This is a genomic window from Pseudocitrobacter corydidari (assembly GCF_021172065.1).
Taxonomy (GTDB): Bacteria; Pseudomonadota; Gammaproteobacteria; order Enterobacterales; family Enterobacteriaceae; genus Pseudocitrobacter; species Pseudocitrobacter corydidari.
The window spans coordinates 1,647,983-1,670,888 of sequence record NZ_CP087880.1 but is presented as its reverse complement, the minus strand read 5'-3'; the positions used below and the strand labels follow the sequence as shown (position 1 = coordinate 1,670,888).

The 22,906-nt window shown below is 55.1% G+C and carries 23 protein-coding genes and 1 pseudogene; 11 read left to right on the top strand and 13 right to left on the bottom strand.

Annotation, left to right across the window (positions count from 1 at the left end):
* Positions 1-2: 2 nt before the first annotated feature.
* On the bottom strand, positions 3-752 hold the full coding sequence (gene phoC / locus G163CM_RS07740) for an acid phosphatase PhoC (RefSeq protein ID WP_231827613.1): 750 nt from the start codon (positions 750-752) through the stop codon (positions 3-5).
* 223 nt (positions 753-975) lie between these two features.
* Here phoC and selD point away from each other — a divergent pair, with 223 nt between their 5' ends.
* From selD to G163CM_RS07725, 3 genes and pseudogenes are all read left to right on the top strand, one after another.
* Positions 976-2,019: a selenide, water dikinase SelD gene (selD, locus tag G163CM_RS07735; RefSeq protein ID WP_231827612.1), complete on the top strand. Its 1,044-nt coding sequence runs from the start codon at positions 976-978 to the stop codon at positions 2,017-2,019.
* Positions 2,020-2,023: 4 nt separating this feature from the next.
* Positions 2,024-3,982, top strand: a complete 1,959-nt coding sequence (locus G163CM_RS07730) for a DNA topoisomerase III (protein WP_231827611.1) — start codon at positions 2,024-2,026, stop codon at positions 3,980-3,982.
* Between the two features lie 127 nt (positions 3,983-4,109).
* Positions 4,110-5,141: pseudogene (locus G163CM_RS07725) on the top strand (DUF1266 domain-containing protein).
* A gap of 108 nt (positions 5,142-5,249) precedes the next feature.
* Here the strand turns inward: G163CM_RS07725 and gdhA are convergent.
* Complete coding sequence (gene gdhA, locus G163CM_RS07720) at positions 5,250-6,593, bottom strand: NADP-specific glutamate dehydrogenase (protein WP_231827610.1); 1,344 nt, start codon at positions 6,591-6,593, stop codon at positions 5,250-5,252.
* Positions 6,594-6,833: 240 nt separating this feature from the next.
* On the opposite strand from gdhA, the gene G163CM_RS07715 reads away from it, so the two are divergent.
* Entirely contained in the window at positions 6,834-7,094 is a 261-nt protein-coding gene (locus tag G163CM_RS07715) for a DUF1496 domain-containing protein (RefSeq protein WP_015964775.1), read from the top strand.
* Here the strand turns inward: G163CM_RS07715 and G163CM_RS07710 are convergent.
* The gene (locus tag G163CM_RS07710; RefSeq protein ID WP_231827609.1) at positions 7,072-7,473 is read right to left on the bottom strand and encodes a pyrimidine (deoxy)nucleoside triphosphate diphosphatase; all 402 of its coding nucleotides are present in this window, start codon (positions 7,471-7,473) and stop codon (positions 7,072-7,074) included. The genes G163CM_RS07715 and G163CM_RS07710 overlap by 23 nt on opposite strands.
* Before the next feature lie 78 nt (positions 7,474-7,551).
* Between G163CM_RS07710 and G163CM_RS07705 the strand changes: the two genes are divergently transcribed.
* A complete protein-coding gene (locus tag G163CM_RS07705) occupies positions 7,552-8,118 on the top strand; it encodes a carboxymuconolactone decarboxylase family protein (RefSeq protein WP_231827608.1) in 567 nt (188 codons plus the stop codon).
* A complete protein-coding gene (locus tag G163CM_RS07700; protein WP_231827607.1) occupies positions 8,111-8,728 on the top strand; it encodes a CDP-alcohol phosphatidyltransferase family protein in 618 nt (205 codons plus the stop codon). Before G163CM_RS07705 ends, G163CM_RS07700 begins: the two co-directional genes overlap by 8 nt.
* A 33-nt stretch (positions 8,729-8,761) precedes the next feature.
* Here the strand turns inward: G163CM_RS07700 and G163CM_RS07695 are convergent, their stop codons facing one another.
* The 10 genes from G163CM_RS07695 to xthA form a co-directional block, all read right to left on the bottom strand.
* Positions 8,762-8,986, bottom strand: coding sequence for a hypothetical protein (locus G163CM_RS07695; RefSeq protein ID WP_231827606.1), 225 nt, complete (start codon positions 8,984-8,986; stop codon positions 8,762-8,764).
* A gap of 58 nt (positions 8,987-9,044) precedes the next feature.
* On the bottom strand, positions 9,045-9,272 hold the full coding sequence (locus G163CM_RS07690) for a hypothetical protein (RefSeq protein ID WP_231827605.1): 228 nt from the start codon (positions 9,270-9,272) through the stop codon (positions 9,045-9,047).
* A gap of 65 nt (positions 9,273-9,337) precedes the next feature.
* Positions 9,338-9,556: a hypothetical protein gene (locus G163CM_RS07685; RefSeq protein ID WP_231827604.1), complete on the bottom strand. Its 219-nt coding sequence runs from the start codon at positions 9,554-9,556 to the stop codon at positions 9,338-9,340.
* A gap of 130 nt (positions 9,557-9,686) precedes the next feature.
* Positions 9,687-10,982: a sulfurtransferase gene (locus tag G163CM_RS07680; RefSeq protein ID WP_231827603.1), complete on the bottom strand. Its 1,296-nt coding sequence runs from the start codon at positions 10,980-10,982 to the stop codon at positions 9,687-9,689.
* A 117-nt stretch (positions 10,983-11,099) separates the two neighbouring features.
* Positions 11,100-11,741, bottom strand: a complete 642-nt coding sequence (locus G163CM_RS07675; protein WP_231827602.1) for an ATP-binding cassette domain-containing protein — start codon at positions 11,739-11,741, stop codon at positions 11,100-11,102.
* The gene (locus G163CM_RS07670; RefSeq protein WP_231827601.1) at positions 11,741-13,273 is read right to left on the bottom strand and encodes an ABC transporter permease family protein; all 1,533 of its coding nucleotides are present in this window, start codon (positions 13,271-13,273) and stop codon (positions 11,741-11,743) included. Before G163CM_RS07670 ends, G163CM_RS07675 begins: the two co-directional genes overlap by 1 nt.
* On the bottom strand, positions 13,246-14,427 hold the full coding sequence (locus G163CM_RS07665) for an ABC transporter substrate-binding protein (protein WP_231827600.1): 1,182 nt from the start codon (positions 14,425-14,427) through the stop codon (positions 13,246-13,248). Before G163CM_RS07665 ends, G163CM_RS07670 begins: the two co-directional genes overlap by 28 nt.
* 18 nt (positions 14,428-14,445) lie before the next feature.
* Positions 14,446-15,138, bottom strand: coding sequence for a TVP38/TMEM64 family protein (locus G163CM_RS07660; RefSeq protein ID WP_231827593.1), 693 nt, complete (start codon positions 15,136-15,138; stop codon positions 14,446-14,448).
* Positions 15,131-15,817 carry a TVP38/TMEM64 family protein gene (locus G163CM_RS07655; RefSeq protein WP_231828343.1) on the bottom strand — a complete coding sequence of 229 codons (687 nt, stop codon included), beginning with the start codon at positions 15,815-15,817 and terminating at the stop codon, positions 15,131-15,133. The genes G163CM_RS07660 and G163CM_RS07655 overlap by 8 nt, the downstream gene beginning before the upstream one ends.
* 319 nt (positions 15,818-16,136) lie before the next feature.
* On the bottom strand, positions 16,137-16,943 hold the full coding sequence (xthA, locus tag G163CM_RS07650; protein WP_231827591.1) for an exodeoxyribonuclease III: 807 nt from the start codon (positions 16,941-16,943) through the stop codon (positions 16,137-16,139).
* Positions 16,944-17,253: 310 nt separating this feature from the next.
* Between xthA and G163CM_RS07645 the strand changes: the two genes are divergently transcribed.
* From G163CM_RS07645 to astB, 5 genes are all read left to right on the top strand, one after another.
* Complete coding sequence (locus G163CM_RS07645; protein WP_015964762.1) at positions 17,254-17,406, top strand: Hok/Gef family protein; 153 nt, start codon at positions 17,254-17,256, stop codon at positions 17,404-17,406.
* A 442-nt stretch (positions 17,407-17,848) separates the two neighbouring features.
* On the top strand, positions 17,849-19,069 hold the full coding sequence (gene astC, locus G163CM_RS07640) for a succinylornithine/acetylornithine transaminase (protein WP_231827589.1): 1,221 nt from the start codon (positions 17,849-17,851) through the stop codon (positions 19,067-19,069).
* The gene (gene astA / locus G163CM_RS07635) at positions 19,066-20,100 is read left to right on the top strand and encodes an arginine N-succinyltransferase (protein ID WP_015964760.1); all 1,035 of its coding nucleotides are present in this window, start codon (positions 19,066-19,068) and stop codon (positions 20,098-20,100) included. The genes astC and astA overlap by 4 nt, the downstream gene beginning before the upstream one ends.
* Complete coding sequence (gene astD, locus G163CM_RS07630; protein ID WP_231827583.1) at positions 20,097-21,575, top strand: succinylglutamate-semialdehyde dehydrogenase; 1,479 nt, start codon at positions 20,097-20,099, stop codon at positions 21,573-21,575. The genes astA and astD overlap by 4 nt, the downstream gene beginning before the upstream one ends.
* Positions 21,572-22,897 (top strand): N-succinylarginine dihydrolase, encoded by a 1,326-nt coding sequence (astB, locus tag G163CM_RS07625; RefSeq protein WP_231827582.1) that lies wholly within the window; start codon positions 21,572-21,574, stop codon positions 22,895-22,897. The genes astD and astB overlap by 4 nt, the downstream gene beginning before the upstream one ends.
* Positions 22,898-22,906: the final 9 nt, after the last annotated feature.

Below are 22,906 nucleotides of genomic sequence, written 5' to 3'. Positions count from 1 at the left end.
CATTAAGACTTATGCTGTTTAGCGAATTCGTCTTTCGCTTTTTGCAACTGCTGCTGGAACGCCGGGTTGGTATGCAGCGTAGCAACAACAGCGGAACCGACGATGCGCGCGGCATCTACGTCGCTCTGCCAGTGGTAACCGCAGATCACACGGCTTTCGCCCAGCTCATACCCACGTTTTAAAATCTCGTTCTGACGGTCCGGGTTAATCTCTGCCAGCACCAGCGCGGTGGCCCAGCCGATAGACGTGTGGCCAGACGGATAAGAACCGTTTTTCGACAGCTTATCCTGCTCGGTGGTGTTACAGGTCGGTACGCCATAGAAAGCGAACGGACGAATGCGCATGTATTTCTCTTTGGCACCACGGGTTGCCAGGTCGCCCGCGTCCTCAATCATGTTGGTCAGCAGTTTGTGCAACTGCGGTGCATCTTTTTCGGTGATCGGCGATCCAAACGCGCCGGAGAAGGCATTCGCCACGCCGCCGCCGCTCAGGTTTGCATCTTCCACCGCCAGCTTACCGCGTTCGGTATTGCGCAGCAGGCGGCCTTGTTCATACATCGCCTGATCGTTCAGGAATGCGATGCTCCCTACGGCTGGCGGAGGCGGCAGCAGAGCGAGGCTATCAATGGCTTGCGCATTTTTCAGATAATAGAGGTCTGGTTTGGTGGTGGCGTCGTTCCCGGCCGGAGCAAGAGCAAAAGCGCTGGACGTAAAGAGTGTTGCCAGGCAAAGGGCGATAATGCGTTTTTTCATTGATATTTCCTTTTGATTTTTATCCTGATATGCAGGTTTTGACACTAATATATTCATGCCACTAATTAGTAGAAGGAAAAACGCGGTAAGAAAAATTGCCCTGTGTCGCAAAACGGACAATTGCTTGCGAAGTGAGCAGTAGTGAGCGATTTCGGAGTGTCGGACTTACCACGCCGCCGTTTGGGCGCTACCATAGTGGGATTGGCAAAATCAGGAGATGCCCATGAGCGAGCAAGCCATTCGTTTAACACAGTACAGCCACGGAGCCGGTTGCGGTTGTAAAATTTCCCCGAAAGTGCTGGAAACCATCCTGCATAGCGAACAGGCGAAGTTTGTCGACCCGAACCTGCTTGTCGGCAATGAAACCCGTGATGACGCGGCAGTGTACGACCTCGGCAACGGCACATCGATTATCAGTACCACCGATTTCTTCATGCCGATCGTTGATAACCCGTTTGATTTTGGCCGTATCGCGGCCACTAACGCCATCAGCGATATCTTCGCGATGGGCGGCAAACCGATTATGGCGATTGCGATTCTCGGCTGGCCAATCAACACCCTGGCCCCGGAAATCGCCCGCGACGTGATCGACGGCGGGCGCTTTGCCTGTCAGCAAGCGGGTATCGCCCTGGCGGGCGGCCACTCTATTGATGCGCCGGAGCCTATTTTCGGGCTGGCGGTCACGGGTGTCGTGCCGACCGAGCGCGTGAAGAAAAACAGCACCGCGCAGGCGGGCTGCAAACTTTTCCTCACCAAGCCGCTGGGGATTGGCGTACTCACCACCGCTGAAAAGAAATCGCTGCTGAAACCTGAACATCAGGGGCTGGCAACGGAAGTGATGTGCCAGATGAACCTGGCTGGCGCGGCCTTCGCCAATATTGATGGCGTCAAAGCGATGACGGACGTCACCGGTTTTGGTCTGCTGGGACACCTCAGCGAAATGTGCCAGGGCGCTGGCGTACAGGCGCAGGTGAATTTTGCCGATGTGCCGAAACTGCCGGGCGTGGAAGAGTACATCGCGCAGGGCGCGGTGCCGGGTGGTACCGGGCGCAACTTCGCCAGCTATGGTCACCTGATGGGTGAGATGCCGGACGAATGGCGTTCGCTGCTGTGCGATCCGCAAACCTCTGGCGGCCTGCTGTTGGCGGTCACGCCGGAAGCCGAGCAAGAGGTGCAGGCTGCGGCGGCGGAGTATGGCATTACCTTAACGTCGATTGGTGGTCTGGTTGAGGCCCGCGCGGGTCGCCCGATGATTGAGATCCGCTAAGCAGATGCGCCTGTTTATTGCGGAAAAACCGAGCCTGGCGCGTGCCATTGCCGATGTACTACCTAAACCCCATCGAAAGGGCGACGGCTATATCGAATGCGGCAACGGTCAGGTGGTGACCTGGTGTATTGGCCATCTACTCGAACAGGCGCAGCCGGACGCGTATGACAGCCGTTATGCGCGCTGGAATTTGCAGGATTTGCCGATAGTCCCGGAGAAGTGGCAGCTTCAGCCGCGCCCGTCGGTGACAAAGCAGCTCAACGTTATTAAGCGCTTTTTGCACGAGGCCAGCGAAGTCATTCACGCAGGAGACCCCGACAGAGAAGGGCAACTGCTGGTGGATGAAGTGCTGGACTACCTCTCGCTGGCGCCCGAAAAGCGCCAGCAGGTGCAACGCTGTTTGATCAACGACCTGAACCCGCAGGCGGTGGAGCGGGCGATTACGCGCCTGCGCGCCAACAGCGACTTCATTCCGCTGTGCGTTTCCGCGCTGGCTCGCGCCCGTGCCGACTGGCTTTACGGTATCAATATGACCCGCGCTTACACTATTTTAGGGCGTAACGCGGGATATAACGGCGTGCTCTCCGTGGGGCGGGTACAAACGCCGGTGCTGGGGCTGGTGGTGCGTCGTGATGAAGAGATTGAAAACTTTGTCGCCAAAGATTTCTTCGAAGTGAAGGCGCACATTGTCACCCCGGAAGACGAGCGTTTCACCGCCGTCTGGCAGCCGAGCGAAGCCTGCGAGCCGTATCAGGACGAAGAGGGGCGATTGCTGCATCGCGCGCTGGCCGATCACGTGGTCAAGCGCATCGAAGGTCAGCCGGCGATCGTTACGGCCTATAACGATAAACGGGAATCAGAATCCGCCCCGTTGCCTTTCTCGCTTTCCGCATTGCAGATTGAGGCCGCCAAACGTTTCGGCCTGAGCGCGCAGAATGTGCTTGATATCTGCCAGAAGCTGTACGAAACCCACAAACTGATTACTTACCCACGTTCGGATAGCCGTTATTTGCCCGAAGAGCATTTCGCCGGGCGACATGCGGTGCTGAATGCGATAGGCGTCCACGCGCCGGATCTTTTGCCGCAACCGGTGGTGAATCCGGACACGCGCAACCGCTGCTGGGATGACAAAAAGGTTGACGCGCACCACGCAATTATCCCTACTGCGCGGTCGAGCAACGTCAATCTGACGGAAAACGAATCGAAGATTTACACCCTGGTGGCGCGTCAGTATCTGATGCAGTTCTGCCCGGACGCGGTTTTCCGCAAGTGTCAGATAGACCTTGATATTGCTAATGGTAAATTTATCGCTAAGGCGCGTTTTCTTGCCGAAGCAGGCTGGCGTACGCTGCTCGGCGGGAAAGAACGCGATGAAGAGAACGACGGTACGCCGTTGCCGGTGGTTGCCAAAAGCGATGAACTGCTGTGCGAAAAAGGAGAAGTGGTGGAACGGCAAACCCAGCCGCCGCGCCACTTCACCGACGCAACCCTGCTGTCGGCTATGACCGGTATCGCGCGTTTTGTGCAGGATAAAGATCTGAAAAAGATCCTGCGTGCAACGGATGGCCTCGGCACCGAAGCGACGCGCGCAGGGATTATCGAACTGTTGTTTAAACGCGGCTTCCTGACTAAAAAGGGGCGCTATATTCACTCGACTGACGCGGGCAAAGCGCTGTTCCACTCGCTGCCGGAAATGGCGACACGGCCTGATATGACGGCGCACTGGGAGTCAATCCTGACGCAAATCAGCGAAAAACAGTGCCGCTATCAGGACTTTATGCAGCCGCTGGTGGGCACGCTGTATCAACTGATTGATCAGGCCCGCAGTACGCCGGTCAGACGTTTCCGCGGCATTGTCGCGCCGGGCGGTGCGGCGGGTGAGAAGAAAAAGAGCGCCCCGCGTAAACGTAGCGCGAAAAAAAGCCCGCCATCAGATGAAATGGGCAGTGGGGCGATAGCGTAAGCGCGCGAACTTTTCGCACTACACGAGTCAAATTCTGAAATATCCAGCGGATTTTGAGAATCCGTTGGATATTTTTTTTGCCGGGATAAAATTGTCGCCTTCTGCGTGTGTGTTTACAGGGAATGTGATGAAAAAACAGCTATTACAAAACCATCCAGGAAGTGAGAAATTTTCTTTTAACGGTTGGGAAATATTTAATATTAGTCTGGATTAGATAATTAAAGAAAATAAAGCCATGCTGGTTTATAAGTGGGGGTTTTATTTAACCTGTGCTTTTGCCGCTTTGTTTGTTGGTGCAGGTCTCACAGAAAATGGCTTAAGTAATAAAGGTAAAATGTCCGCTGGCTATGCTTTTCTTTATCTATTAATTATGGCTGGGTTAGTTATTTACGCAGGCTTCAGGGCAAAAAAAGAACAGTTGCACTATTATAAGGTTAAAGGAATTGAGCCGCTGAGTGAGGAAAAATTGCAGGCATTGCGGCTGGTTGCACCTCATCGCTTTAATTATAAACAGTGGTCTGAAACGCTTGAGTTTTGGCCACGCCAGCCAGCATCGGGAACGGATACTTTTCGTTATCAAATTTTAAGCTTTGAGTCTGTCGGCGTGACTCGCCAGCGTCGTAAGTGTTTAGACGACGACTGGGGGATAGTCGATACCGAAAGTTATATCGCGCTAATGGAATATTTTCTCTCGGGGGAGCATGGCGCTAATCATTTTAAAGAACACATGGAAGAAAATCCGCAAGAAGTCATTGCGATGTTAAGTAAGGTTAAGGAATTTCCTGAAGATTATCTTTATGACTGTACCGTCCGTCGATTTGATAAGTCATCTCCGCGCTTGATATGGGGGGCCGAGATAGAATGGATAATAGGCTTAACCTGCTCAACATATCAGAATGGAACGATTGAGGAAGATCTGGCCTGGCACTATATTTTGATTGCCTCGAAAAAGGCCTATGAACTGTTTGAGAGCGAAGAAGAATTCCATCGAAACAGGTTGATGGGGTCCTGGTACTGGCATGCTTTCTGCTATCGAATGAAGCTTATGGATGCTGAACTGGAAGAAGGGCATCTTTACGACGTGGAAATTCTGGAACATTATCGTAAGAATTGTCTCTGGCCCATTAAAAATCTCCCCTGGGGCACATCCTCAACCTGACCTCTTCGCCGGGGCGCTGCGCTTGCCCGGCCTACAATAGCGCACAATTTCAATGAATTGCGTCCAGTTGTAGGCCTGATAAGCGCAGCGCCATCAGACATTTGCTACTTAAATCACACCCTGTGATAGCATTGCATCGGCAACTTTCACGAAGCCTGCGATGTTCGCGCCCTGCACGTAGTTGGTTTGCTTGCTTTCGCCGCCATGCTCGACGCAGGCATGGTGAATATCCAGCATGATGTGGTGCAGACGCGCATCGACTTTCTCGGCTTTCCAGCCCAGACGCGCGGCGTTTTGCGCCATCTCCAGTCCTGACGTTGCCACGCCGCCCGCGTTCGCCGCTTTACCCGGTGCAAACAGCACGCCTGCTTCAAGGAACAGTTCGGTGGCTTCGATGGTGGTTGGCATATTCGCACCTTCGGCAACGGCTTTGACGCCGTTAGCAATCAGTACGCGAGCCGCATCGGTATCCAGCTCGTTCTGCGTGGCGCACGGCAGGGCGATATCAACCGGTACGGACCACGGCTGCTGACCTTCCAGATACACCAGGTCAAATTCACGCGCGTAATCGGCCACGCGACCGTCGCGGCTGGCTTTGATTTCAATCAGACGCGCCAGTTTCTCTTTGGTGAAGCCGCTTTCATCCACCACGGTGCCGCTGGAGTCGGATGCGGTAACCACACGTGCGCCGAATTCCATCGCTTTTTCAATCGCGTATTGCGCGACGTTACCGGAGCCGGAAACCGATACGCGCATGCCTTCAAAGCCCAAACCGTGACGTTTAAGCATCGCTTCGGTGAAATAAACCAGCCCGTAACCGGTGGCTTCCGGGCGAATCAGGCTGCCGCCGAACGAAAGACCTTTGCCGGTAAACACGCAGGCGGTGTTGTTGGAGAGTTTTTTCATCATGCCAGCCATAAAGCCGACTTCGCGACCGCCCACGCCGATATCGCCCGCCGGGACGTCGGTGTCTGCGCCAAGATGACGATAGAGTTCAGTCATCAGCGCCTGACAGAAGCGCATCACTTCGCCTTCGCTTTTGCCTTTGGGGTCAAAATCGCTGCCGCCTTTGCCGCCGCCCATAGGCAGGGTGGTCAGGGCATTTTTGAAGGTTTGCTCGAAGCCGAGGAATTTCAGAATAGACAGGTTAACGGAAGGGTGGAAACGCATCCCGCCTTTGAACGGCCCAATTGCCGAACTGAACTGAACGCGCCATGCGCGGTTTACCTGTACCTGATTGCGATCGTCCACCCATACCACGCGAAACTGGATCACGCGCTCTGGTTCAACCAGCCTTTCGAGCAGCGAGAGGCGACGATATTGCGGGTTCTGTTCCAGAAATGGCCAAAGAGTGGTCATGACTTCGCGTACGGCCTGAGAGAATTCTGTCTGGTGTGGGTCGCGTTGCTGAACGTGGGCAAGGAAGTTTTCCAGAGAGCCAACCTGATCCATAAGTATAAGTTCCTCTTATAGTTAATGATGTATGTGCTTGTTGTGATTTATGTTTTAACGTCGTGATGTTTTTTGACTATATCATTACGTTGCTAACTTTTGACAAGCAAAATTGAGCCCGAAAGGAAAATTAATACGCAGCGGTGGGTCATAATAAAAACCGATAGGCATTTACACTTAAGGAAGTGAGTAAATGGGTCGATATAAAGATACACAGAAGCAGATAACAGGGGCTCGACGATGAAAACGCAATGGCTGGCAGGGTTACTGGTGGTAATGGCGGGAGCCGCATTCGCGCGCCCGCAGGTGGAGGTGAATGTGCCCCCCGAGGTGTTCAACACACAGGGGAAAAACGTGCAGAATTGTAGCCAGTGCTGTGTGTATCAGAATGAATATTATTCCGAAGGCGCGGTCATTAACACCGATGGCGGCCTGTTACAGTGCCTGCGAGACGAGAAAACCCTCAGCACCAACCCGCTTATCTGGCGTCGCGTAAAGTGATAAATGCCTCAAGCAGTGGGACATCGGCGGGTGCAAGCTCATAACCGAGTGCTTCATCCGGGAGGCACCACACGAGCGCGCTATGTTCGTGGGCGACGATCTCACCCTCGTAAACCGGAACGTGCCAGGCGTGCAGATGAATAATTCGCCCGGAGACCTCACGCTGGTGGCTGGCGATGTAGCGGGTGGGTTGCGCGATAATACCTAACTCTTCACGTAACTCGCGGATCAGCGCTTGCGGCTGGCTTTCGCCGTGTTCCACTTTTCCCCCGGCTAACTCCCACATTCCGGCCTGATCGGCGTGAGCAGGGCGCTGGGCGAGAAGGATTTTTCCATTTTGTTCGATAATGGCGGCGACAACATCAATGGTTTTTAGCATATCGGTCAAAGATCCTGTGAATGTATTACCATAATATCCTTGCCTCTTCTTTCGCTAAAGCCTTGCCGGAGTTTTCGGGTGAAAAACAAACCATTCTGGGTGCAACCGCTGGCGTCATTGCCGCTGAGCCTCAAACCCATTGCCGCCATACAGCAAAAACATTACGGCGCCGTGCTGAACCCTACGCGCTGGTGGGGGCGTATGCCGCGTTTGTTCTGGCTGGTGGCGCTGTTTGTCGGCTATCTGGAGCGCAAAAACGCGCGGCTTGACCCTGGCCTGCGGGCGCTATTGATGACGCGGGTGTCCCAGCAGTGCGAATGCGCATTCTGTATTGATGCCAACAGTCTGCGGCTAGCGCAGCGCAGCGGCGCGATGGAGAAAGTGCAGGCAGTGGCGCAATGGCGTGATTCAGCCCTGTTTAGCCCAGCGGAACGTGTCGCGCTGGCCTATGCGGAAGCGGTTACCGCAACGCCGCCGGTGGTCACCGAGGCAGAAAAAGAGGCGTTACACTGTCACTTTAACGATGCACAAATTACTGAAATGACGGCGCTGATTGCTTTTCAGAATCTCTCGGCGCGATTCAACGCCGCGCTGGATATCCCTTCTCAGGGTTTATGTTCCCCAACAGGAAAACCGCATGCTTGACCGACATCTTCACCCTCGACTGAAACCCTGGCTCAATCGTGCGGCGAGCGCACTGGATCGCCCGTCAGTCACGCCCGATGGCGTCACGCTGGTCGGTTTTGCCATTGGCGTGCTGGCGCTGCCGTTTCTGGCGCTGGGGTGGTACGGTGCGGCGCTGGCAGCGATAGCACTCAACCGTCTGTGCGACGGGCTGGACGGCGCGCTGGCGCGGCGGCGGGGGTTATCAGATGCAGGCGGCTTCCTTGATATCGCGCTTGATTTTCTTTTCTACGCGCTGGTGCCGTTTGGTTTTGTCCTTGCGGACCCGGTGAACAACGCTATAGCGGGTGCGTGGCTACTGTTTGCATTTATCGGTACCGGCAGCAGTTTCCTGGCGTTTGCCGCGCTGGCCGCCAAATACAATATCGATAATCCCGGCTATGCGCACAAATCATTTTATTACCTCGGCGGCCTGACGGAAGGCAGTGAAACTATCGCGTTATTTGTGCTTTGCTGCCTCTTCCCGGCTTACTTTTCCTGGCTGGCGTGGATTTTTGGCGCGCTATGCTGGCTGACAACGTTTAATCGGGTGTGGGGAGGGTATGTGACGTTGAAAGAGTATGAGAAATGACAAATAATCGAGACAGGATAATAACGTCGATTATCATGCTGTTATGAACAAGAAAGCCAAACCCAGAAAAACACAGACCGCGAGCGTGAGCCCTGAAATGAGCACAACGGTCCAGATAATCCAGCCCGTTTTACCGGAACTATCCTGAGCGACTTTGATTTTTCGCCATACCAGGATGGCGACAATGAGGCTTGCCAGAAGCGGAAATACCACGACATAGCCAATAAAGGCGTGAAAGAAGGGAATTGAAACGTACATGTAGAGCCCTTTATTCCGGTTAACAGGAAATAAGATAAACAGTTCGAATAAGAAGGGGTTAACTCGTCAGAGATGAGATGAAAAGCAGAAAACCAACGCCGGCACTGATAACAATCCCCAGAATCGCGTCACGCCAAACGCGCCAGTGCTTACCTGCATAGTGTGGCCCCACATTATGCTTCTGCCAGCTATTCAGTGCCACGATGATACCAATGATGATTGGCATGATCACCAGCAATACCAGTGCAAGAGTTGTGACGTCATTAAGCCGTTGTTCACTTATCATGAATTGATTATCCTTAATCCGTTAGTTGCCGGAATACTCCGGCTCAACATTCATTCTCAGCCCACTTACTGGGTGATTGCCCCTAAAACGACTAAAATGCCAATAATAAGACATCCTAAGAATGCCAGAATACTGTTGCGCCATACGCGTGCTTGTTTCGCGGGTTCGTCAAGACCGGAGTGTTGATTCTGGTTAGTTTTCAGTCCCACGATGATACTGACCGCTAAGGGCATTATCACCATACAAACGACCAGAAGACGTATAAGATTGCCAAAATATTCCATTTTTTGGTTCCTTCCAGTGGATATGCGACGTTATTCTCTTATTCAGGCGATAATGAAAAATTGTCTGCACGATCGAGAGATCTCTCCCGGTCATGTCGGGTAACACCGTTACCCGACAGAGTCTCTTGCGCTATTCAGGTTTGCGATCGCCCGTCGCCACCGGGTTTTTCGGGTTCGCGCTCCATTCGTACCAGCCGCCGTCGTAGACTGCAACGTTTTGCCAGCCCATGGCACGCGCGTACATAAAGGTCTCAGAGGCGCGCCAGCCGGTGCCGCAGTAAAACGCAACATGCTGTTCAGGCGTGATATTCCAGCTCTTCCACATTTCCGCAATATCATCCGCACTGCGCATGGTGCCGTCCGGGTTGTGGAAATCTTCCATATGCGTGGAGTCGCTGCCCGCGTGGCCCCAGCGTGCACCAGCGATGTCGCCTTTTGGCTTAATGTAGCTATACCCGCTGGTGGTGCCGATAAATTCCGGCCAGGAACGAATGCTGACCAACGAGGCGTCTTTACGGTTGAGCAGGCCGCGAGCCTGTTCCATATCCAGCATCAGCTGCGGCTGCGCCGGAATCGTGACGCCAAAGTCTGGCTCGGGTTTGACTTTCGCGGCAGTACCGCGTTCAACCGGCAGTCCTGAGTCAGACCAGGTTTTCCAGCCACCGTCGAGCAAACGGACATCTTTCACCCCGGCGTAGAGCATAATTTGTGCCACGCGCGCGGCGGCATAAACGTCACGGCCGTAGAGAATAACCGTAGTGTCGTGGCGGATGCCGTGCTTCGCCAGCATCGCTTTCAGCTGTTCGTCAGAGACTTTATTCCACAAAGGCTCGCTTTCGACTTCGTTGGTATCAATGTAGCCCGCCCCTGGAATGTGGCTAAGTAAGTAAAGTTTCGGCGCGCCCCAACCGGCTTCAAATACCTTCCAGTCACCCGTAGGTTTAGCCTCTACAGATTTGCTTTTCTGGAGATCGTGAAGCCACTGTGGGTAGACCAGTTGTTCAAAGTGGGGGAGCTTTTGCAGGCGATTTGGCTGTTGCAGGGCGTCGCTTAAACGTGAGATCTGCGTGTAGCCGATTTTCTCTAAACGGTCAGCAACGGCCTGATTGTCTTTATCGCTGCCGTACAGCGCGAGAGCGGTCTCTTTTTTCAGCTTATGCTGCTGCGCCCAGGCGGCAAGCTGCTCGTCGCTCATCGACGAAAGCCAGCTGGCTGACAGATTAAGCGCCATCGGTTCATGCCCCTGCGGGCCATTGGCGCTTTGCGGCCAGCCGTTATAGAACGCGCTCATCCGCGTATCAATAGCGACGCCATTTTGTTGCAACAGGTGGGAATAGCTCAGCGTTTTCGCCATATCAGCAGCCAAAACCGAGGTGGAAAGACCAAGCGCGAGGGCCAGCAAAGAGAATTGAGAAACACGTTTCATCGAATCGCCCGACAAGTAAAAAATGGAACGCCATTTTGAACGCCTGCCTCAGTAAATACTTTGCGTTAACGCAGTATTATCGCGCCTGAACAGTTTTCATGGTGAAATATCACGTCGCTAAATAGTATGATGCCAGCGCATCATATCAAGGCATGGCGCATTTTCAGGCGCATCCGCCGCATCGTGCGTCACCAGAAGAGTGGGGATATTTTGCGCGCGAATCATGTCGAAGACCCACTGGCGGAAAGAAACTCGCAAGGTGCTATCCAGCCGGCTGAAGGGCTCGTCCAGCAGCAGTGCGTCGGGCTCGGCCAGCAGCGCGCGCAATAGCGCTACCCGTGCGCGTTGGCCGCCTGAGAGTGTTGCCGGATCGCGGACATAAAAATCGCTTAGCCCGGCACGCGCCAGTGCGTCTTGTGCGGCGACCTTGCGCTGATGACCGCGCACCGAGGCCGGGAGCGCCAGTTGAAGGTTGTGGCCCACGCTCAGATGGTCGAACAACAGCGCATCCTGAAACAGAATGCCAATGCGTCGCCGCTCGGTAGGCAACTGTTCAATGCGCGAGCCGTTCAACCACAGTTCGCCACTGGCCTGAAACGCGGAGGGCAGCGCGCCAATCATCCAGGAAAACAGCGTGGATTTTCCGCAGCCGGAGGGGCCCATCAGCGTGACGATTTCGCCAGGCTGAACGGTCAAGGAGACATCGCGCAACAGCAGCTGTTGGCCTTTCTTCAGCGTGACGTTGTTTATCTGCAACATTAGCGTAGTCCTTGTCGAAAGTGGCCGATCGTTCGCGCAAGAAGCGCCGTGAGCGTGAAAAACAGCACGGGCAGTATGAGCTGCCAGAGCCCCTGAGCGGCAAGTTGCGCCGATGCGCCGCCGCTGGAAAGCGCTACCGCTTCGGCGGTGAGCGTCGGAACGCGGCCTGCGCCCAACCACTGGGTAGGTAAATATTGCGCAATGCTGACTGAAAAGCCCACCGCCAGCGCAGAGAGTAGCGGTTTGAGTACCAGCGGGCATTTGATTTGCACAAAAATGCGCGTCTGATGCCAGCCGAGGGTGCGGGCAATCAACACCTGTCGCGGGTCGATGCGTTGCCAGGCCGGGCGGAGGATGAAAAGCATCCAGGGGATCACCCATAGCAGATGTCCCCATAGCACGGTGGTAAATTGCCCATCCAGCCAGCCATATAACGCAATCTCATACTGTCCCGCCGCTAGCGGCAAGGCGGGCAGAATAAGCGGCAACCACAGACAGCGCGTCAGGGCCCCTGGCCCCCATTCCAGCCATAGCAGGCAGAGCACAGCGCCCAGCAATGAAGCCCACAATGCCAGCCAAAAACTGTTGCTAACTATCAGCGCATCCGCAAGTGCGGCATGGGCGAGCAGCACAAGCGTCAGTGTACAGAGCACACCGCTCAGCGGGATGACTTCACTCACTAGCTTCCCGCTCAACCGTGACGTTTGCGCACGGCGACGACCATGAAGGCCGGGAAAGAAATATTGCCAGGCTCGCCACAGCCCACATGCGCTAAGCGCCAGCGCAGCCAGCAATACCAGCAGTATCATACAGCTCAACTGGCCTTTGATTTGCGCATGGTCATCCCCCTGATTGAGCCATTGCCACGCCAGCACGGCAAGCGTTGGCGGGTTACCGGGCCCAAGGATAATCGCCACATCGACGACGGACAGCGTCCATGCAGTGGTCGCCAGCAGGGCGACGCTCAGTGCGGGCAGCAGAGTGGGCAGGATCAGATAGCGCAAGCACTGCCCCCGGCCATAGCCGAGACTGCGCATGACGATGAGCTGTTCACTGAGCTGTTTTTCGCCTAATACCGCCCAGCTTACCCACAGCAGAAACGCACTCTCTTTAACCGCCAGCACCAGCCCAAGCCCGATACCGTAGCGGTCAGGGATCGCGTGCATAACGGGGATAAAACGGTAGATAACGCCACCTTCAGCAAACAGCAGCAGTGCGCCGGTAGCGAAGGCCACGTGCGGCAGCGCGAGCAGCAGCGGCAGACGGGCTGTGAGGCGCTGCCAGCCGGGAGAAGGCCATAGCGCGGCAACCATGAGTAGCGTCAGGGTGAGTGCGCCGCCCACGGCAATCAACGATGAAATAAGCGTGGCACTAAGGGCCTGGCTGAGTTGCGGATCGTCAGCCAACAGACGCCAGTTTTCTGGGGTAAATGCCGGGCGCAAAAAGCCTGCCGCAGGAAACAGCGGCAGGTAGATAATCAGCATTGCGCCGCAACAGAGAGCGCTTAATGTGTACCGTAGCGGCGTAGCCATTCCTGCTCCAGCGCGTTAACCCATGCGGCATGCGGCTCAGCCAGCACGGGGGGCAGGTCAGCGGGGATGCGGGCCAAAAGCGCATCGCGCTGTGAGGCGTTGAGCTTGTTTGCATCCAGCACGCTCGGGTCGCCCCACACCGCAGGGTCGGCTTTGCGCAGTTGCGCTTCAGGCGACAGCAGGAAATTCGCCACAACCTGCGCCGCCGCGCTGGCCCGGGCGTTCGCCGGAATCGTCACAAAATGGACGTTACCCAGCATTCCGGCCTGAAAACCAAAGCTGTAACTGTCGTCCGGCAGTTCGCGGGTGGCGATTTTTTGCTGAGCATGCAGAGGGTTGAAGGTCAGCGACAAACGCAGCGTCCCGTTCGCCAGCATGGCATCCATTCGCGCAGGCGTTGGCGGGAAATCGCGTCCGTTACGCCACAGCAGCGGATGAAGTTCGTCGAGATAGCGCCAGAGCGGGGCGGTAACCTGCGCGAAGTGACCCGCCTGTGGAGGCTGTTTGAGCGCATCAGGTTCGGTGGTGAGATTAATCAACAACTGCTCAAGCAGCGCCGTCCCGATAAAGTCTGGCGGACGCGGGTAGGTGACGGTTCCCGGATACTGTTTCGCGTAAGCCAGCAGCGCCTGGGGCGACAACGGCGGCTGCGGCGTCTGCGTGCGGCGGCCGATAAACGTCAGCTGCGCGCTGCCCCACGGCGATTCCGCGCCCTCTACCGGCACAGAAAAATCTTCGCGCACCGGTTTTTGCGTATCGACATACTGCCAGTTGGGCAATTGCTCGGCCCAGCCGGTGCGCAGCAGGCCGCCTTCTTTCAGCGTGCGGAAGTTTTCCCCGTTCACCCACAGTAGATCTACCGAACCACCTGCGGTGCGCCCGGCTTTGGCTTCGGTCTGAATGCGTTTGACCGTATCTGCCGCATCGGCAATGTGCACGATCCGCAGGTTTATGGCGTAATCACGTTTTACCTCGCCGCTGACCCACTCCAGATAGTGGTTGACCGCCGCATCGCCGCCCCAGGCGTTGAACCAGACTGTTTGGCCTTTAGCTTCGTGTTCGATAGCCTGCCAGTGAGCATCCCCGGCGGTGGCGAATTGAGGCGCCAGCAATAACACTCCCAGGCACAGCAGGCGGCATCGCAGAAAACGCATAATTTCTCCTGAATCGTTTTAATGTTCGTTTTTTCCCCGGGCAAGCCACAGGCTTTTCGCCATGACAATCAACACGCTCAACGCAAAAAGGATAGACAAACCCGTGACAAACCAAAAGGTTCCTCCCGTCAGCATGCTTCCCACCCACGAGTAGACCACGGTAGCGGGAAGCTGGCCGATGGCCGTCGCCCAGAAGAAATGACGAAAGCGCAGGGATGTCAGACCCGCCGCATAGCTAATGGGATCAAAGGGGACAAAAGGCAGCAATCGACAGATAAGGATCGTATGTTTGCCGTAGCGGGCAAAAAAGCCGTCCATGCTTTTCAGAACGCTTTTACCGGTGAGCTTTTCTACCGCTTCGCGCCCAAGGATGCGGGCAAGATAAAAGCACAGCGTGGCCCCGGCCATGGCGCTGCTCCATGAAAGCAAGGCGCCCCAGAACGCGCCAAACAACGATGCATTGGCGAAGGTGATCACGAAAGCCGGAAGCGGGGCAATAATGGCCTGTAAAATCATCAGGAAGAAGGATACGACTGCTGCCTGAGGGCCCCAGGAGTGAATAAAGTGTTCTATGCCCTGTTGGTCCAGCGAGGCGAGTGCGGCAATACTGTGGTTGATAAACAGGTTCACCGCAGGGATAAAGGCCCATGCGAGCGCAGCGGTTATCACCAGGACGGCAATGGCTGCACGGCTCCACCAGACGTTATTCATGGTAATTCTCCTGGCGCAAATCGATTTTACGGTAACGCGCGTAGCGCTTCGCTATCTGAACCAACAGAAACAATACACCGCCCGCCAGGCAAAGCTTTACCATAAATATGGCCGTTAATCCTTGCGCGGCGAGTTCATTGGCCATCAGGGTGTAGATAAATATACCCGGCAATGTGGTGACCGCAGAGATTAATGTATATCGCCAGAACGGAATAGCCGTTAGCCCGTAGGCGTAATTCTGGATGTTGTAAGGGAATAACGGAATTAGCCGCGTCAGAATTAAATAATCGCTGCCGCTGCGTAGTATTCCTTTTTCTATGGACTGAAAGACGGCAGTATGGCCGAGATATTTCAACAGAATATCCCGGCCCAGCCAGCGGGCAAATAAAAATGACACCGCCGAGGCCAGCGTCGCCGCAATCAGAGATAACAGCGTGCCTGTCAGGGTGCCAAACACCAACCCACCAACAATAACCACCAGACTACCCGGCAGCAGGAACAAGCTTGCAAGGATAAATAACGCAATATACAGCGCATAACCTCGCGTACCGCTTTGCTGTACGACAGTCTGTAAGCGAGAGAAATCGGTTAATAGCGAAAATAATCCGTATGCATGCAGCAGATAGCTCACCACGCCGAAGAATAAACCGGCAAGGATCAACTTACTCTCTGCCCGAATTAACACTTCTTTCGCATGATGGTTCCCTGAGTAAGCCAGTTATAAAAGAGGCGCGACGGTATAATAAATCAAGGTAAACAACAAAGTGTAAGTGTGGGTTTGTTGATTTGTCGCAAAAGAAACGCTCCCGGTGGGGAGCGTCAGATTGCTGACAAAGTGCGCTTTGTTCTTGCCGGATGCGGCGTAAACGCCTTATCCGGCCTACAAAATATCGCGAACTCAATATATTGCAGAAACCTTGTAGGCCTGATAAGCACAGCGCATCAGGCAATGTTGTGTTTATCATCAGTCTCACGCTCCCGGCAGGGAGCGTTGTGAATTACTCTTTAAACGTCGCCCAGATTGGCGCGTGGTCAGAAGGTTTTTCCATGCTGCGGATCTCGTAATCAATCCCCGTTTCAATGCAGCGCTCCGCCAGTGGCGGGCTCGCCAGCAGTAGGTCGATACGCAGACCACGGTTATCGTCAAAGCCTTTAGAACGGTAATCGAACCACGAGAAGCGATCGTTGGTTTCCGGGTTGGCATGGCGGAACGTGTCGACCAGGCCCCAGTTCAGCAGGCGTCCCATCCACTCGCGCTCTTCCGGTAGGAAGGAGCATTTGCCGGTACGCAGCCAGCGCTTACGATTCTCTTCGCCGATACCAATGTCCAGGTCCGTCGGGCTAATGTTCATATCGCCCATAATCAGCACCGGATTGGTACTTTTCAGCTCGTTCTCCAGGTAATCCTGAAGGTCCTGATAAAACTTCGCTTTTGCCGGGAATTTAGTTTCGTGATCGCGGCTTTCGCCCTGCGGGAAGTAACCGTTGATGACGGTGACGTTCCCTAAGGGAGACGGGATTTCGGCGATGATCAAACGACGCTGCGCCTCTTCGTTATCGTTGGGAAAACCACGGCGCACAGCAACAGGCGTCGCTTTGGTCAGCAAGGCGACGCCATAATGACCTTTCTGCCCATGATAGAAAATGTTGTAACCGAGCTTTGCCACCTCTTCGAGAGGGAACATATCGTCGTGAACTTTTGTCTCCTGCAAGCCGATAACGTCAGGTTGGTGTTTCTCAACGATGGCTTCCAGTTGATGAGGGCGTGCGCGCAGGCCGTTGATATTAAAAGAGACAAATTTCATAGTCGCTGCCACTTTGCAAGGTGAATTGTAACGGAATGGTATCAGAAATGGTGGCTTACGTGAACGATTCGTCAGAATTTGCGAGGCGCTACGAGGAACCCGTAATTGGTCGTCAAAAAGCCGGGAAACGGGTCGCTTTTATCGGGGGATGAGCAGAGAATTCGCGTGGGTGCTTGAGGCTTTCTGGCTTCAGGCAATCGATGAGGTTCAGAAGGACGAAAGCCCCAGGAAGATGTTTAATATCAACCTGAGGCTAGCTTCCGAACCCAAACATTCGGATGTTAGTCTCTTCTTTGCATGGAGGCAAGACATGCTGACGAAATACGCCCTTGTGGCAATCATAGTGCTATGCATAACGGCACTGGGGTTCACGCTGATGGTACGAGACTCGTTATGTGAGCTGAGTATCCGGGAGCGTGGTATGGAGTTTAAGGCCATTCTCGCTTACGAACCGAAGAAGTAGCCTGACGCGCGGGGAGCTATCCCCGCGTTTCGGATGGCTGGGTTTAGCATTCAATGCACCCAATTTTTTCTTTTGCTGTCATATCACCTCATACTCCGCAGCGTAATAGAGCAAAATCTGCACCACATTGACGCGTCAGGCCCCCAAATGGCGCATAAAACTACGATAAATTTCGTATCGGATCACAATTCCAGAATTATATTTTATTAATGCATAATCGTTCGAATGATATCTCTGGAATCATCGATTGAATGTGTTTTATTCACTATTTATGCAATATGTGTGAATAACAAACATTCGTAACTTATTGATATTACATACTCCTCTTCTGGCTATGCATTTTTAACGCTGGCTGGCACGAACCGTGCAACCTACATTTACAGCGCAAACACCTATATTTATTAACATAAATGAAACCTTTCATTTACCAGAAGAGGTCGCTATGTCTCAGTCAATTACCCGTCAGGATTTTGATCAGTGGATGATGCCGGTTTACGCGCCGGCGCCGTTTATTCCGGTGCGAGGCGAGGGTTCTCGCCTGTGGGATCAACAGGGAAAAGAGTATATCGACTTTGCAGGTGGAATTGCGGTCAATGCATTGGGGCATGCGCATCCGGCTATGATCCAGGCGCTTACCGAACAGGCGGGCAAATTCTGGCATACGGGCAATGGCTACACCAATGAACCCGCGCTGCGTCTGGCGAAACAGCTGATTGATGCCACGTTTGCCGACCGGGTATTTTTCTGCAACTCCGGGGCCGAGGCTAACGAGGCCGCGCTTAAGCTGGCGCGCAAATACGCGCACGATAAGTTTGGCAGCCATAAAAGTGGCATTGTCGCGTTCAAAAATGCCTTCCATGGCCGCACGCTGTTCACCGTTACGGCGGGCGGACAGCCAGCCTATTCACAGGATTTCGCGCCTCTGCCCCCGGATATTCGTCACGCGGTTTATAACGATCTGGCTTCCGCCAGCGCGCTGATTGATGACGGCACTTGCGCCGTGATCGTCGAACCGATGCAGGGAGAAGGCGGCGTGGTGCCTGCCGATCCGGCATTTTTACGCGGCCTTCGCGAACTGTGCGATCGCCACGATGCATTGCTGATTTTTGATGAGGTGCAAACCGGCGTGGGGCGCACCGGCGAGCTGTACGCTTATATGCACTACAGCGTGACGCCCGATCTCCTGACTACCGCAAAAGCGCTGGGTGGCGGCTTTCCGGTGGGCGCATTGTTGGCAAAAGACACCTACGCCAGCGTGATGACGGTGGGTACCCACGGGACGACCTACGGCGGGAACCCTTTAGCCAGCGCGGTGGCGGGCGCGGTCTTTTCCATTATTAATACCCCGCAGGTACTCAATGGCGTGAAGCAGCGTCAGCAGTGGTTTACCGAGCGCCTGCTGTCGATTAATGCCCGTTACAGCCTGTTCAATGAGATACGCGGCCTGGGGCTGTTGATTGGCTGTGAGTTGAAAGCGGCTTATGCGGGGAAAGCGAAACAGATTAGTCAGTTAGCGGCAGAGGAAGGGCTGATGGTGCTGATCGCGGGGGCCAATGTTGTGCGCTTTGCGCCTGCGCTGATTATCACAGAAGAAGAAGTTACTCATGGCCTCGACCGTTTTGAACGCGCCTGTGAACGTTTCCTGGCAGGAGTCTCTCCATGATGATTATCCGTCCGATCGAACGCGAGGACCTGCCTGGCCTGCTACGATTAGCGGGAGAGACGGGTGGTGGGCTGACTTCGCTCCCTGCCGATGAATCTACCCTGTCGGCACGTATCACCCGATCGCTGGCCACCTGGCGGGGTGAGCTTCCACGCAGTGAGCAGGGTTACGTTTTCGTGCTTGAAGAGAGTGACAGCGGCAACGTGGTGGGCATCTGCGCCATCGAGGTGGCGGTGGGGTTGAACGATCCCTGGTACAACTACCGGGTCGGTACGCTGGTACATGCCTCGAAAGAGCTGAACGTTTACAACGCGCTGCCGACCCTCTTTTTAAGTAACGATCACACCGGCAGTAGCGAACTTTGCTCGCTGTTTCTTGAGCCTGAATGGCGTAAAGAGAACAACGGTTATCTGTTATCGAAAGCGCGTTTTCTGTTTATGGCGGCTTTCCGCGATCGTTTCAGCGAAAAAGTGGTGGCAGAGATGCGCGGTGTGATTGATGAACACGGCTACTCACCCTTCTGGGATGCGCTGGGAAAACGCTTCTTCTCTATGGATTTTTCTCGCGCGGATTATCTGTGCGGCACGGGGCAGAAGGCCTTTATTGCTGAACTGATGCCAAAGCATCCGATTTATACCGATTTTTTGCCCGACGAAGCACGGGCGGTGATTGGCCAGGTACACCCGCAAACCGCGCCCGCGCGTAACGTGCTGGAAAAAGAAGGTTTTCGCTATCGCGATTACGTCGATATTTTCGATGGCGGCCCAACGCTGGAGTGCGATCTCGACCGCATTCGCGCGATTCGCAAAAGCCGACTGGTGACGGTGGCGGAAGGCCAACCCGCGCCGGGCGAGCTGCCCGTCTGCCTGGTGGCTAACGAACAGTACCAACATTTCCGCGCCATGCTGGTGGCGGCGGACCCCCATTGCGACAAGCTGTTACTCAACGCACAACAGCTGGATGCTCTGAAATGCCGTGCCGGTGATAGCGTTCGCCTGGTGCGCCTTTGCCCGGAGGAGAAAAAAATATGAGTTTATGGATTGGTGGTGAATGGCTCGACGGGCTCGGGCAGGCGCGGGAGAAAACCAACCCGGTCACCCAACAGTCGCTCTGGCAGGGGCAGGATGCCAACCCCGCTCAGGTTGCCCAGGCGGTCGCCGCCGCCCGCGCGGCGTTTGCTGGCTGGGCGGGCGAACCGTTCGAATTACGCCAACGCATTGCTGAAACCTTCGCCCAGTTGCTTGAAAGTCGTAAAGCGTCGATGACCGAGATTATCGCCAGTGAAACGGGGAAGCCGCGTTGGGAAGCGGCCACGGAAGTGGCGGCGATGATCAATAAAATCGCTATCTCCGTTCGGGCGTATCACAGCCGCACCGGCGAGCAACATACGGATATGCCGGACGGCGCGGCTACGCTGCGTCATCGCCCACATGGCGTGCTGGCGGTGTTCGGCCCCTATAACTTTCCCGGCCATTTACCGAATGGACATATTGTCCCGGCGCTGCTGGCGGGGAATACGGTGGTTTTTAAACCCAGCGAGCAGACGCCGCTGAGTGGCGAAGTGGTGATGAAATTATGGCAGGAAGCCGGGCTGCCAGCGGGCGTGCTGAATCTGGTGCAGGGTGGACGAGAAACCGGGGAAGCCTTAAGCAGCGATCCGGGTATTGATGGGCTGCTTTTCACCGGTAGCTCACACACCGGTTTTCACCTGCATCGCCAACTGGCGGGGCAGCCGCAGAAAATTCTTGCCCTTGAAATGGGCGGCAATAACCCATTAATTGTTGATGAGCCGGAGGATATTGATGCGGCGGTACATCTGACGATTCAGTCGGCCTTTATTACCGCCGGGCAGCGTTGTACCTGTGCACGACGTTTGCTGGTGAGTCGCGGCGATCGTGGCGATGCTTTTTTACGCCGGCTGGTAACTGTTGCACAACGTATTATTCCCGGTGCATGGGATGCTGAGCCACAGCCCTTTATGGGTGGCTTAATTTCACCGCAGGCCGCGCAGCTGGTGCATCAGGCGTGGTTGCAGCATGTCGCTAATGGCGGAGTCACGTTGCTCGAGCCGCGTGTATTGCAAAGCGGCACCTCGCTGCTTACGCCTGGCATTGTCGACCTCACGGAAGTGAGTGAAGTGCCCGATGAAGAGGTCTTTGGCCCGTTGCTGTGCGTGTGGCGTTATGACGATTTTGATGTAGCGATTGCCCTTGCCAACAATACCCGCTACGGACTGGCAAGCGGGTTAATTTCGCCCGACAGGGAAAAATTCGACCGCCTGCTGCTGGAAGCGCGCGCCGGGATAGTGAACTGGAATAAACCTCTCACCGGTGCTGCAAGCACCGCGCCGTTTGGCGGCGCGGGAGCCTCGGGGAATCATCGTCCCGGAGCATGGTACGCCGCAGACTACTGCGCCTGGCCAATGGCAAGCCTGGAATCACCGACGATTGCGCTACCGCAGATCCTGAGCCCTGGGCTTGATTTTAGCCAGGAGAGTGCATCATGAACGCCTGGGAGGTCAATTTTGATGGCCTGCCAGGCCTGACGCACCATTACGCCGGTTTATCTTTTGGCAACGAAGCTTCAACGCGCAATCAGTTTCAGGTATCGAACCCACAGCGCGCAGCCAAACAGGGGCTGCTAAAAATGAAAGCGTTGGCGGATACGGGATTTAAGCAGGGGATCATTCCTCCGCAGGCGCGCCCCAACGTTAGCGTGTTGCGCCAGCTGGGGTTTGATGGCAGCGATGAACAGGTGGTGGCGAAAGTTGCCGCGCAGGCACCACAACTGTTGAGCGCGGCCAGTTCCGCATCATCTATGTGGGTAGCGAATGCGGCAACGGTGGCGCCCTCGGCGGATACGCTGGATGGGCGCGTGCATCTTACGGTGGCTAATCTGAATAACAAATTCCATCGCGCCACGGAAGCGCCGACGACAGAGGCGCTGCTGCGGGCAATTTTTGCTGATGAAAACCGTTTTGCGGTACATCGCGCGCTTCCTCCGGTGGCGATGTTCGGCGATGAGGGCGCGGCAAACCATAACCGGTTGGGCGGCGACTACGGCCAGCCGGGTCTGCAACTGTTTGTCTATGGCCGTGATGAACGGCTGGAGACACAGCCCCAGCGGTATCCGGCGCGTCAGACTCTCGCCGCCAGTGAAGCGGTGGCGCGCCTGAATCAGGTCAATCCCAATCAGTTGCTATTCGCACAGCAAAACCCGGCGGTTATCGATCAGGGCGTCTTCCATAATGATGTTATCGCGGTGAGCAACCGACAGGTGCTGTTTTGCCATCAGCAGGCGTTTGTTAATCAGCCCGCATTAATGACGGAACTGGCTCGCCGGGTACCCGGTTTTGTGCCCATTGAAGTCCCGACAGCGCGCGTGACGGTCGCGGACGCGGTCGCTACTTACCTGTTTAACAGCCAGCTATTGTCGAAACCGGATGGCAGTATGCTGGTGGTGCTACCCGCTGAATGTGAGGCGAATCCGCGTGTCTGGCGCTATCTGAACGAATTGCTGGAGCGGGATAACCCGATTAACGAGCTGAAGGTTTTTGATTTGCGAGAAAGTATGGCTAACGGCGGCGGCCCGGCCTGCTTGCGCCTGCGTGTGGTGCTGACGGATGCAGAGTATCGCGCGGTGAATCCGGCAGTGTTGATGAATGACACGCTTTTTGCCACGCTGAATGACTGGGTTGACCGTTACTACCGCGATCGTCTGACGCAGTCCGACCTCGCTGACCCACAGCTGTTACGGGAAGGACGCGAAGCGCTCGATCGTTTGACACAAATTCTGCAACTGGGATCGGTCTATGACTTCCAGCAATAAGGAGCCGCC